The 12,255-nt window shown below is 53.9% G+C and carries 14 protein-coding genes; all 14 read left to right on the forward strand.

Features of this window, described 5'->3' with window-relative positions; translation table 11 throughout:
- The first annotated feature begins 238 nt into the window (after window positions 1-238).
- A complete protein-coding gene (pyrB, locus tag VXK30_RS02745; RefSeq protein WP_275716902.1) occupies window positions 239-1,159 on the forward strand; it encodes an aspartate carbamoyltransferase in 921 nt (306 codons plus the stop codon).
- The gene (locus tag VXK30_RS02750; RefSeq protein ID WP_275716900.1) at window positions 1,152-1,595 is read left to right on the forward strand and encodes an aspartate carbamoyltransferase regulatory subunit; all 444 of its coding nucleotides are present in this window, start codon (window positions 1,152-1,154) and stop codon (window positions 1,593-1,595) included. Before pyrB ends, VXK30_RS02750 begins: the two co-directional genes overlap by 8 nt.
- 328 nt (window positions 1,596-1,923) lie before the next feature.
- Window positions 1,924-3,315: an aspartate ammonia-lyase gene (locus VXK30_RS02755; protein ID WP_275716899.1), complete on the forward strand. Its 1,392-nt coding sequence runs from the start codon at window positions 1,924-1,926 to the stop codon at window positions 3,313-3,315.
- Window positions 3,316-3,396: 81 nt separating this feature from the next.
- Window positions 3,397-4,143: a copper homeostasis protein CutC gene (locus VXK30_RS02760; protein ID WP_275716897.1), complete on the forward strand. Its 747-nt coding sequence runs from the start codon at window positions 3,397-3,399 to the stop codon at window positions 4,141-4,143.
- Window positions 4,144-4,200: 57 nt separating this feature from the next.
- Entirely contained in the window at window positions 4,201-4,647 is a 447-nt protein-coding gene (locus VXK30_RS02765) for an Lrp/AsnC family transcriptional regulator (protein ID WP_275717085.1), read from the forward strand.
- Between the two features lie 188 nt (window positions 4,648-4,835).
- Complete coding sequence (locus VXK30_RS02770; protein WP_275716895.1) at window positions 4,836-5,318, forward strand: divergent PAP2 family protein; 483 nt, start codon at window positions 4,836-4,838, stop codon at window positions 5,316-5,318.
- 75 nt (window positions 5,319-5,393) lie between these two features.
- The gene (locus tag VXK30_RS02775; protein ID WP_275716893.1) at window positions 5,394-6,458 is read left to right on the forward strand and encodes an acyltransferase family protein; all 1,065 of its coding nucleotides are present in this window, start codon (window positions 5,394-5,396) and stop codon (window positions 6,456-6,458) included.
- A 153-nt stretch (window positions 6,459-6,611) separates the two neighbouring features.
- Window positions 6,612-7,058: a DUF4489 domain-containing protein gene (locus tag VXK30_RS02780; RefSeq protein ID WP_275716891.1), complete on the forward strand. Its 447-nt coding sequence runs from the start codon at window positions 6,612-6,614 to the stop codon at window positions 7,056-7,058.
- A 349-nt stretch (window positions 7,059-7,407) separates the two neighbouring features.
- Window positions 7,408-8,589, forward strand: a complete 1,182-nt coding sequence (locus VXK30_RS02785; protein WP_275716889.1) for an iron-containing alcohol dehydrogenase — start codon at window positions 7,408-7,410, stop codon at window positions 8,587-8,589.
- A gap of 40 nt (window positions 8,590-8,629) precedes the next feature.
- Window positions 8,630-9,475: a transketolase gene (locus VXK30_RS02790; RefSeq protein ID WP_275718014.1), complete on the forward strand. Its 846-nt coding sequence runs from the start codon at window positions 8,630-8,632 to the stop codon at window positions 9,473-9,475.
- Window positions 9,476-10,420 (forward strand): transketolase family protein, encoded by a 945-nt coding sequence (locus tag VXK30_RS02795; RefSeq protein WP_329494053.1) that lies wholly within the window; start codon window positions 9,476-9,478, stop codon window positions 10,418-10,420.
- Window positions 10,421-10,571: 151 nt separating this feature from the next.
- Window positions 10,572-10,832: a hypothetical protein gene (locus VXK30_RS02800; RefSeq protein WP_275715982.1), complete on the forward strand. Its 261-nt coding sequence runs from the start codon at window positions 10,572-10,574 to the stop codon at window positions 10,830-10,832.
- Window positions 10,833-11,012: 180 nt separating this feature from the next.
- On the forward strand, window positions 11,013-11,777 hold the full coding sequence (locus VXK30_RS02805) for a threonine/serine exporter family protein (protein ID WP_275715984.1): 765 nt from the start codon (window positions 11,013-11,015) through the stop codon (window positions 11,775-11,777).
- Window positions 11,778-11,781: 4 nt separating this feature from the next.
- A complete protein-coding gene (locus VXK30_RS02810) occupies window positions 11,782-12,213 on the forward strand; it encodes a threonine/serine exporter family protein (protein ID WP_275715986.1) in 432 nt (143 codons plus the stop codon).
- Window positions 12,214-12,255: the final 42 nt, after the last annotated feature.

A 12,255-nucleotide genomic window follows, 5' to 3' on the forward strand; every position in this document is an offset into this window, starting at 1 on the left:
ATATCCCGCCGAAATGCGGCGGGACGATTTCCGTTCTTCCGCCGATTGGATACATTTTATAATAAATTGATTTTTGAAAGAAATATGTTTATGGATTGTCTCTATAGACAGGGGCAAAACGGTAGTGTATACTAAAAAATAAAATTTATCCGTATGCTTTGTCAGGGCACACTTTGAATTTGCTTCAAGGTGTGCTTCTTTTGGGAAATCCGGGTAAATTGGAAGCATGGAGGTATTTATGAGACATTTGATCGACCCTCTGGATCTGTCGGTCGCGGAAATCGGCCGGCTTTTGGATTTGGCGGACAGAATCGCTGAAAATCCCAAGAAATATTCTCAGGTCTGTTCGGGAAAAAAATTAGCGACTTTATTTTATGAGCCTAGTACGCGCACCCGGTTAAGCTTTGAAGCTGCAATGCTTAATATGGGGGGCAGTGTATTAGGCTTTTCTTCTGCGGACAGCAGCTCCGCCTCGAAAGGCGAAAGCGTGGCCGACACCATCCGCGCGGTATCCTGTTATGCCGATATCTGTGCGATCCGCCACCCAAAGGAAGGCGCCCCGTTAAGGGCTTCCGGCTATTCCGGGATCCCGGTCATCAACGCGGGCGACGGCGGGCACCAGCATCCGACGCAGACGCTGACCGATTTAATGACCATCCGGGCGAAAAAACACAGATTGAATCATTTAACAATTGGACTGTGCGGCGATTTGAAATTTGGCCGTACGGTTCATTCTTTAATTAAGGCGCTTTCCAGATACGAGGATATCCGCTTTATCCTGATTTCCCCTGAAGAGCTTCGGGTGCCGGATTACATCATCGACAATGTTCTGAAGGCGCAGAATATCCCTTACCGGGAAGTGGAAAATATAGAGGACGTGATTTCCGGGCTCGACATTCTCTATATGACAAGGGTGCAGAAGGAACGCTTTTTCAACGAAGAGGATTACATCCGGTTAAAGGACAGCTATATTCTGACTGCGGCGAAAATGAAAAACGCGAAGCCCGACATGGCCGTTCTGCATCCGCTGCCGCGCGTGAATGAAATTGCGCTGGAAGTGGACGGTGACCCGCGGGCCGCGTATTTCGACCAGGTTCAAAACGGGGTGTACGTGAGGATGGCGCTGATGATGACGCTTCTGGAGGTGGAACATGCTTAATATTGACAGCCTGGAAAAAGGGATCGTTCTGGACCATATCCGCGCGGGCAGCAGCATGAAAATCTATGATTTGCTGCACCTGGCCAATCTGGACTGCTGCGTCGCCGTGATTAAAAACGCAAAGAGCAGCAAGTTCGGAAAAAAGGACATTATCAAAATCGAGGGTACGGCTGATATCGATCTGGATGTTTTGGGGTACATCGACCATAACATTACCGTCAACATTATTGACGACGGTAAAATCATAGAAAAGAAGCAGCTGGTACTTCCCAAAATCCTTAAGAATGTGATCAAATGCAAAAATCCAAGGTGCATTACAAGCGTGGAGGAAGAAATCGACCATATTTTCCGGCTTACCGACGACAGCAACCAGCGGTACCGGTGCGTTTACTGCGAGCAGGAATATCAGGATAAATCAGAGGGTACGGCGGGATAATCCGTCCGTGCTTCTGCACCGCGGGTCCGGAACGGTTTGTTTTGGACCTGCCTTTTATTCCTAAGGGAACCCGACCGACAAACTTGTTAAATAAACCGGCGCACCGCTCATTTGACATTTAATTTTTCTTTTGCCTTTCCCGGTTTACTCAATGCCCGCTCGGTGCTATTCTCATACAAGACCTACAGCCATTCCATTTCCGTTTGCGAGACAAAACACGTTTCTCCCCGCCTTCGGCGGGGAGAAACGCAAGCTTGTTGCAGAAGCAACCGGAAATGCTGTAAAGAATACATCTCATCATGCAAGAGGGAAACAGGAGGAAATCAGGATGGACACAAGAGTGGAAAGCGATTCCATAGGCAGCATGGAAATCCCTTCGGACGCCTATTACGGCGTACAGACCCTGCGCGCGAAACAGAATTTTCATATTACCGGCCTCCGGATGAACGGCGAATTCATCAACAGCCTGGCGGAAATAAAAAAGGCGGCGGCGGTCACCAACCGCGACGCGGGAAATCTGGACCGGAAAATCGCGGAAGCGATCGTCCGCGCGTGCGATGAAATCATCACGGGAAAATGGCACGATCAGTTTATCGTCGACCCGATTCAGGGCGGCGCGGGCACGTCGGCCAATATGAACGCCAACGAGGTCGTCGCGAACCGTGCCATCGAGCTGCTGCACGGGGCCAGGGGAGACTATTCGCTGGTTCATCCCAACGACCATGTCAACATGTCCCAGTCGACAAACGACGTGTTTCCCACGGCGGCAAAGCTGACGGTGCTGAAGCTGATGCCGAAAATCACGGCCCAGCTGGACAGACTGAGAAAAGCGCTGAACAGGAAAGGGGCCGAGTTCGACGGCATTGTCAAAATGGGACGCACACAGCTGCAGGACGCGGTTCCCATCCGTCTCGGCCAGTCTTTCCACGCGTACGCGTCGGTGGTGGACCGCGACATCAGGCGGCTGGAAAAAGCGGAAAAGGAAATGCAGACCGTCAACATGGGCGGAACGGCGGTCGGAACCGCCATCAATGTCAGCCCCGGTTACCTGAAAAGCATTACGGAAAATATCCGCAGACTGAGCGGAATCAAAGTGGAACAGGCGCGCGACCTGATCGACGCCACCCAGAATCTGGACGGATTCGTCTCGGTTTCCAACGCCCTGAAAACCTGCGCGGTCGACCTTTCCAAAATGGCGAACGACCTGCGCCTGCTTTCCAGCGGGCCGAAGGCGGGGATCGCGGAGATCAACCTGCCCGCCAAGCAGAACGGTTCCTCCATTATGCCGGGAAAGGTCAACCCGGTCATCCCCGAGGTGGTGGTTACTCAGGTGGCGTTCAATATCATCGGGAACGACATGGCCATTACCATGGCCGCCGAAGCCGGGCAGATGGAGCTCAACGCGTTCGAGCCCGTTTTGTTCTACAACCTGTTCGAGTCGCTCACGACCCTGGAAAACGCGGTCGGCACCTTTGTGGACAACTGCGTTTCGGGGATCACCGCCAATGAAAACCGCTGCCGGGAGCTGCTGGGGCAGAGCGTAGGGATCGCGACGGCGCTTTGCCCCTATATCGGCTACAAAAAATCCGCGGAAATCGCCAAGCGGGCGCTGCGCACCGGCAGGCAGGTGGAGGAGATCGCGCTCGAGGACGGACTCCTCACAAAGCAGAGTCTGGACAGCATCCCCAATCCGAACACGATGACGCAGCCCAGAATGTAAAGGAAAAGGTTGACGCGGCATCCGCCCCGGGTTAGAATGAGAAAAGAGATTTCGTATCATAAAATGGATGGAGGACCCGGGATGAAGGACTATATTTTAGAGGGCTGCGTCGATTCGGTGGAATCCGCCGTGGCCGCGCAGGCGGGCGGCGCGAACCGTCTGGAGCTGTGCGCCAACCTGATTATCGGCGGCACCACGCCGGACATCAATCTGTTTCTTGCGGTGCGGGAAAAGGTTTCCATTAAAATCAATGTGCTGATCCGGCCCCGCTTCGGCGATTTTTGCTATACGGACGACGAATTCGGCATCGTCAGAAAGGATGTTGAAATGTTCCGGAAGCACGGCGCGGACGGCGTCGTCATCGGGGTGCTGAAAGCGGACGGCAGCCTCGACCTTCCGAGGATGAAAGAACTGATGGAAGCCGCGGGGGGCATGAGCGTCACGCTGCACCGCGCGTTCGACGTCAGCAGGGACCCTTTCCGGACGCTGCAGGACGCGAAGGACCTTCACATCGGTACGATTCTGACTTCCGGCCAGAAGAATACCTGTTATGAGGGCCGGCATCTGCTTGCGCAGCTGGTGGAAAAGGCGGCCGGGCAGATCGATATTCTGGTCGGCAGCGGGGTGAACAGCGCGCAGCTTCCGGAGCTGGCCGCCGTAACCAGGGCGAAATCGTTCCATCTTTCCGGCAAGGGAAACGTGGAGAGTGCAATGACCTATCGTAAGGAAGACGTCAGCATGGGCCTGCCGCTGATGAGCGAATTCATCATCTACCGCACGGATGCGGGCGAAATCGCAAAGGTGAGGGATATTTTACAGCGCCTGTAGGGCGGCCGGATTCCGAACCGGTATGCCTGTGCTTTTGCTGTGGGGGGACGTGGAATGTTGGACAAAATTGACAGAAAGCTCGTCATGCTCTTGCAGTCCAATGCAAGGATGTCGGTGAAGCGGCTGGCGCAGGAGGTTTTTCTGTCCGCCCCGGCGGTGTCGGCCCGGCTGGAACGGCTGGAAAAGCTCGGCGTGGTCGCGGGCTATACGGCTACGGTCGACTATGTGAAGCTCGGCTATCACATCCTCGCGTTTATCAATCTGGAGGTGGCTCCGAGCGAAAAACCCGTCTTTTATCCGTTTATCCGGCAATGTCCCAACGTGATCGAATGCAACTGTATTACAGGAAATTATTCCATGCTGATAAAAGTCGCGTTTCCAAGCACCATTGAACTGGATACCTTTATCGGCCAGATTCAGCAGTTCGGGCATACGCAGACCCAGATCGTTTTTTCCACCCCGGTTCCTCACAGGGGGATTGCCCCGGCGGACCCTGTGGAGTAAATCGGATCGATACGGCAGCAAGGGGAGCATCCCGCGGCAGCGTCCGCCGGATGCTCTTTTTTGTGAAAAGCTTTTGCTTTATAATGCGGTAGATGGTATAATTAAATAATCACTGTAAAGAGCGGAAATATCCGGCGCCGGGAGCGGCGTTTTGGATATGCGAATATTTTGAAAGACGGGGATTTCAGATGGTATTAAGGTTCTTGACCTATAATTATTTAATTATGATCGGCATTGTATCGTGGATGCTGGCACAGCTGATCAAATCGATGATTTTTCTTTGCAGAAACAAACGGCTCGACTTTAAAACGCTTTCCGGCTCCGGCGGAATGCCGAGCGCCCATTCCGCGCTGGTATGTTCCGTTGCCGTCGGTACGGCGCACGAATACGGATTTGGCTCCCCGTACTTTTCCCTTGCTTTTACCCTTGCCGTGATCGTTATGTATGACGCCATGGGCGTGCGGCGCGCGGCGGGACAGCAGGCGAAGGCCATCAATGACATTGCGGAATATCTGAAAGAAAACAAATGCAATCTGCCGGACGGGGGAAAATACCTTAAGGATACCGCCAGCCGGCTGAACGAATCGCTCGGCCATACTCCGCTGGAGGTTTTCGCGGGCGTTGTTCTGGGTGTCTGCGTCGCCGTGGCTTCGATCATCTGGCTGCGTTAACATCTGCAGGACTGTAAAAAACAAGAGGGTGCCGTATTGAGTCAAGTCTCAGGGAATACAAGAAAAAATCGGAATATGAGCATTGAGCTGCTGCGGATTCTGTTGATGCTGATGATCGTGACCCTGCATTATCTGGGACACGGGGGCATGCTGGACGCGGTTCCCGCGGGCGGCGGAAGATATGTTTTCGTCTGGACGCTGGAAACATTTTCTTACATAGGGGTAAACGGCTTTGTCCTGATCAGCGGCTATTATCTTGCCGGTTCGGATTTTAAAATCAAAAAGCTGATCGCTTTGCTGGTACAGATCGTTTCCACATCGGCTGTCATCTATCTGATTTTTGTGGCCATGGGCCTGGCGCCCCTTACGAAGGGGCATCTGTTCGGCGCCTTCTTCCCCGTCATCACGGGAAAATACTGGTTTGCGACCAGCTATATCGCGCTTTACTGCCTGGTTCCTTTTCTGAATATGGTTGTAAAAACGGCGACAAAACAGCAGATGCAGATCCTGGTGGCTCTGCTGAGCGCCATGTTCTGTTCGTGGAACGCCTTTTTTCCGCCGCTGACCATTATGAGCACCAACGGCGGCTACAATGTGGTATGGATGGTGTGCCTGTACTTCTTCGCGGCGTATCTGCGGCTTTACTGGAACCGTCGGACCGGCCCGTATTGGTATCTTGCGGGGGCTGTTCTGTGCTGCGTGTTTGTCGCATGGAAAAAATGTACGGGCAGCGACGCTTTTCTGTCCTATGTTTCCGTACCAATCACGCTTGCCTCCATTCTTCTGTTCCTTTTCTTCCGGGGGGTTACGATCGAAAACCGGACTGTGAGCCGGATGATTTCTTTTGTGTCGCCGCTTACGTTCGGGGTCTATCTGATCAGCGACAACATCTGGGTGCGCGGGGTCCTTTACACCAGAATCCTGCACACCTCTCTCTATTTTGATTCGGCAAAGATCCTTTATATCATTCCGGCCTCTGTTCTGGCGATTTTTGCCGCCGGCATGCTGCTGGAGCGGGTCCGGGCGCTTTTGCTGCAGCCATTTACAGGGAGCGCGGCCTTTCAGAAGCTGTGCGACTGGGTCGCGGGGCTGAAATTCCTGCGGGGCTACGCCTCCGGCCAAAGCGGACGCGCCGCCTGAGTGGGGCGGGAAAGCGTGGGTTTCCCGCAAAAATGTATGCCCGGGGATGTACATACTGCCTGAAAGTAGCATAGTATAAAGCGGAGAACGTTCCCCAAAACTATATGTTAGGTGGATTATATGTATAACTTTCAGAGTGGTGCTTGTGGTTCCTTGAATTCCTGTTCCGCAGAAAGAAGACAAGTTGCCTTAAACGCATCAAGCGGCGGGGTCGGTCCACTGCCGATTATCACCACATTATTTGCCGAGCCGCTTAACGTGGTGTCCACCACCATAGACACAAGCGGCATGGGTCCTACAAACAATCTGCTCCATTTCAGCAGCATCATCAATTTGCCTCTCGGAATTTCCGTAACGCTGAACTTCCAGATCCGCCGTTCCGGCAGGGATGGTTCTGTCGGCGTAGGCTCCACGTACACCTTCTCGACGATTGTCGATGTTCTTGAGGCGGAGGCTTTCAGCTTCCAGTTCCTGGATGAAGCGGTGGAGCCTGGCTTCTACACCTATTCCGTTGAACTGTCGACCAATTCCATTATTGATGTAACGCCGGGCGCGACGGTTGGCAACGCGGTGCTCAGCGTCCTTGCGGTAGCGGATTAACTTTCAGTCGGTTTTGCGGTTGACCGCGCTCAGCCGTGCAGTGGTGGCCGGAGTGACCGGCCGCCCACGGTGCTGCCGGAAACGTATCGCGGCGGAAAGTAAGGTCAAGTGGAAATACTAAACAGTAAAACAGCCGCCCTTTAAACGAAAGTTTACTGGGTGACTGTTTTTTTATTTTTACGCGGCTCCGGGTCCGTCCGCTTCCGGGAAGCCGCGCCGCTCCGGCGGGAAAAGCATTTGACAGAACGGGGAAATCGTGTAAAATATAGGATAGATCAAAATGGGTAAGTAACGCTGAAAATGCGTTTGGCATTACTTCCTTTTTAAATTGCTGAGAAAGGATGTAGCAATGAAAAATTTCACATTTTATTCTCCTACAGAAGTAATTTTCGGCAAAGATACCGAGCTGCAGGCCTCCGATGAAATCAAAAAGCACGGCGGCACGCGCGTCCTTGTTGTTTACGGCGGAAACAGCGTGGTAAAAAGCGGCCTTTTGGAGCGCGTGGAGAAAACGCTAAAAGAAGGGGGCCTGCCGTTCCTTTCTGTCGGAGGGGTCGTTCCGAATCCCCGGCTTTCTTTTGCCAGGGACGGCGTCAGGAAGGCGAAGGAGTTCGGCGTGGACTTTATTTTGGGTATCGGCGGCGGCAGCGTGATCGATACGGCGAAGGCGATCGCCCACGGCGTAGCAAATCCGGATACCGATCTCTGGCTTTTCTGGACAAAGCAGGCCGTGCTTACCAAAAGCAGCCCCGTCGGCGCGATTCTGACCATTTCCGCCGCGGGGAGCGAAACCAGCGATTCGGCGGTGCTTACCAATTGGGAAGCGGGGGAAAAACGCGGATTGAATACGCCGTTTAACCGGCCCAAATTCGCCATTATGAATCCGGAGCTGACCTACACGCTTCCGCCGTTCCAGCTTTCCTGCGGAATCGTGGATATCATGATGCATACGATGGACCGCTATTTTACGCTGACGGAGGGAAACGAGCTCACGGATGAGATCGCGGAAGCCCTTCTGCGCGTAGTGATCAGAAACGGAACCGCCGCGAAGGAAAATCCCCGCGACTACGGCGCGATGAGCGAGCTGATGTGGTGCGGCAGCCTTTCCCACAACGGATTGACCGGCCTTGGCGCGGTGATCGATTTTGCCCCGCATCAGCTTGGGCATGAGCTGAGCGGAAGATTCGACGTGGCGCACGGCGCCAGCCTTTCCGCGGTCTGGGGTTCCTGGGCAAAATACTGCTATCGGACAAAGCCCGGGCGCTTTGTGCGTTTTGCAGAAAAGGTATGGGGGATCCATGGGAACAGCGCCGAAGAAACGGCCAACGCTGCGATTGACAGAACGGTCGCCTTCTTTGCCTCGCTGCAGATGCCCACCTGCTTTACGGAGCTTGGAATCGGCGTGCAGAGCGACGAGGTTCTGGGGCAGATGGCGGACAGCTGCGTGTTCTTTGGCAAGCGCAAGGTCGGAGGGTTCAGGGCCCTGGACCGCGACGACGTTTTCCGGATTTACAAAATGGCAAACCGCTGAATCGGGACACTCGGCAAGACTACCTAAGGGAGGAATATATATGAACAAAACGGAAAAAAATCAATTGCAGAAACTGGCGTGCAAAGTGAGAATGGGAGCGATCGAGGGCGTATACAACGCGAAATCGGGGCATCCGGGCGGAAGCCTTTCGGCGGCCGACCTTTTCACCTATCTGTATTTTAGGGAGATGAAAATCGACCCTAAAAATCCGAAAGAGGAAAACAGGGACCGCTTTGTGCTTTCCAAGGGACACTGTGCCCCGGGACTGTACGCGACCCTGGCTCTGAAAGGCTATTTCCCGATGGAGGAAATGAAGAAGCTGCGCCATATCGGCGCCATGCTTCAGGGACATCCGGATATGAAGGGGACCCCCGGTGTCGACATGAGCACCGGATCGCTCGGGCAGGGCGTTTCCGCCGCCTGCGGCATGGCCGCCGCCGGGAAAATGGATCATAAGGACTACCGCGTGTACTCCATTCTGGGAGACGGCGAAATCGAAGAGGGCCAGGTCTGGGAAGCGGCCATGTTTGCGGCCCACCACAAGCTGGACAACCTCTGCCTGATTGTGGACAACAACGGACTGCAGATCGACGGTTCCGTCGCCGAAGTTGGCGGACCGGAGCCGATCGATGAAAAATTCCGTTCCTTTGGCTTTGACGTTCAGGTCATCAACGGACACGATTTTGACGAAATAGAAGCCGCGTTCCATCACGCAAGGACCGTAAAAGGCAGGCCGAGCGCGATTATTGCGAAGACCGTCAAAGGAAAAGACGTGTCCTTTATGGAAAATCAGGTGGGCTGGCACGGCACCGCCCCGAACGCGGAACAGTATGAAACGGCAATGCAGGACCTGAACAGGGTACTGTCCGGATTGGAGGCGGAATAAATGGCTGAAATGGTAAAAAAGGCAACAAGAGAAAGCTACGGCGAAGCGTTGGCGGAGCTGTCTGAAAAATATCCGCAGGTGGTTGTGCTGGACGCCGACCTTGCCGCGGCAACGAAGACGGGTGTATTCAAGAAAGCCTGTCCGGACCGCTTTATCGACTGCGGCATCTCGGAGTGCAACATGGTGGGCGTGGCCGCGGGCCTCGCGACCTGCGGAAAGATCCCGTTCGCCACTTCCTTTGCCATGTTTTCGGCGGGCCGCGCCTTTGAGCAGGTGCGCAATTCCGTCGGCTATCCGAAGCTGAATGTCAAAATCGTCGGTTCGCACGCGGGCATTTCCGTCGGCGAGGACGGCGCGACCCATCAGTGCAACGAGGATATCGCGCTGATGCGGACGATCCCCGGTATGGTCGTGCTCAATCCGGCCGATCACTATGAAATGAAGGCCGCCGTCAAAGCGGCGATCGAGCATCACGGCCCGGTCTATCTCCGCCTCGGCAGGCTGGCGGTGGAGAGCTTCAACAACGCCGACGACTATCGGTTTGAGCTGGGCAAGGGCGTCACCCTGCGCGACGGCAGGAATATCACCATCGTGGCCACCGGCCTCATGGTTTCCCGTGCGCTGAAAGCGGTCAAAACACTGGAGGAGCAGGGCATCGACGCACGGCTCATCAATATCCATACGATCAAGCCGCTTGACCGCGAGCTGATCATCAAGGCCGCGAAGGAAACCGGAAAAATCATCACCGTCGAGGAGCACAACGTCATTGGCGGACTGGGCGACGCGGTGTGCGGCGCTGTCTGCGAAGCGTTCCCCGTTCCGGTGATCAAGGTCGGCGTGAACGACGTCTACGGCCATTCCGGCCCGGCGGTCGACCTGCTGGACGAGTTCGGCCTGAACGCCGGCCATATTGTCGAGGTGACAAAGAAAGCACTTCAGAAATAACACGAAGTCAGATTATCAATATGCGGGGGCGGCCGGAAATTCCGGCCGCTCTTTTGTGTGTCATTAAAAAGGAGTATTTACATTTATATTTTGCAATATTATAATAAAGGAAATTGGCGAATGTGATGATTAATAGGAAGGGGTGACTCTGATGTCATTATTCGACTTGGGTTGGCAGGAACTTTATGTAAGCATGGATTACCAGGACTATTTAGAAAAGCAGTCTCTTCTCAGAAACGCAAACATCCTGTTTAAGACAAAAATCCAGAATAATTCGTTCAGGGTGTCTCTGAATAATTTGGATGGAAGAAATGCAAGCCTGTCAAGGGGGGCGCCGGCAATTCAGGATTATTACAGGATTTTGGTCAAAAAACAGGATTATGATTACGCAAAGCATATCGTTGCTGTTTAATTGGAAGGAAATCCTGATTTTAGTCCCGCATAAAGCCTTTCATGACGCTGCGCTTACGTTGTGTATGAACAGAGGCGGCCGGAAATTCCGGCCGCCCTTTGTTCATATTGTTTGGTCCCCGAAAATATGATAGAATACAATCGGTTTCAAATGGGAAGATATTTTCAAAGGGTGTTGTGAATGAATTATGACGATCTGATTACGCTTACCACCGACATGGGCTGCCTTCTGCTGGCAAACGGCGCCGAAATTTACCGTGTGGAGGAATCGATGCAGCGCATTTTCCGCGCTTACGGGGTCGATACGGGTGAAATTTTTGCGATCCCCACCTGTATCAACGTGACCATCACCACGCCGGCGGGCAAGCCGGTTACCCTGATCCGGCGTATCCCCGTGCGGGGAACCAATCTTGACAAGGTGGAAAGGGGAAACGACCTCTGCCGCCGGATCTGCCGCGACCGTCCGGATTTTAAAGCGGTGCGCCGCGAGCTGGATCAGATCGAGCGCCGCCCGGTTCACGGGCTGCTGTTTCAGATTTTCGCGTTTGCGATGGTTGCGTTTTTCTTTACGCTGTTTTACGGCGGGGATTTTACCGACGCGTATTGGGCTATGCTCTGCGGCGCGGCCATTAAAATCGTGTGTCATCATATGAACCGTTTTCACGCCAACCCCTTCTTCGTAAATATCGTCGCCAGCTTTGCGGCCGCGGCGCTCGCGATGATAGCGGCGCAGTTCAATTTCGCGCTGGATACGGATAAGGTCATCATCGGCGCGCTGATGAACCTTGTCCCCGGAATCGCCATTACCAGCTTTATGCGCGACCTGATTGCCGGGGACCTGATGGCGGGGCTGATCCGCTTTACGGAAAGCGTGCTGGTCGCCACCGCGATCGCCATCGGGGCGGGCATTGCGCTCACGATGACGCGCATGATATGGGGGGTGTAGCATCATGAATTTTTTACCATGCCTTTGGGCGTTCTGCGCCTGCGTTCCCTTCGGGGCCGTGATGAACCTTCGTGGGAAAACCCTGATTTTTGCGTCGGTCGGCGGCGGGATCGGCTGGGTTTTCTATCTGCTGAGCAGCCCCGTCCAAAACGATATCATGCAGTATTTTATTGCGACGATCGCGATTTCCGTCTACGCCGAAATGATGGCGAGGATTCTCAAAATGCCGGTGACGGGTTTTCTGCTCGTCGCGCTTCTTCCCATGGTGCCGGGGGGCGGCATTTATTATACCATGGAATACTGCGTCATCGGAAACAACTCCATGTTTATTGAAACCGGGCTGCACACGCTGGGCATTGCCGGTGCGCTGGCAATGGGAATCCTGCTGGTTTCCTCCATTGTCAGGCTGTGGACGACGGTGGTAACACAAAAATAAAAGGGTTTAAAATGCGGCGCGGCGGGATGCTGATCCATTCAT

This window comes from Caproiciproducens sp. CPB-2 (genome assembly GCF_036287215.1).
Classification (GTDB): Bacteria; Bacillota; Clostridia; order Oscillospirales; family Acutalibacteraceae; genus Caproiciproducens.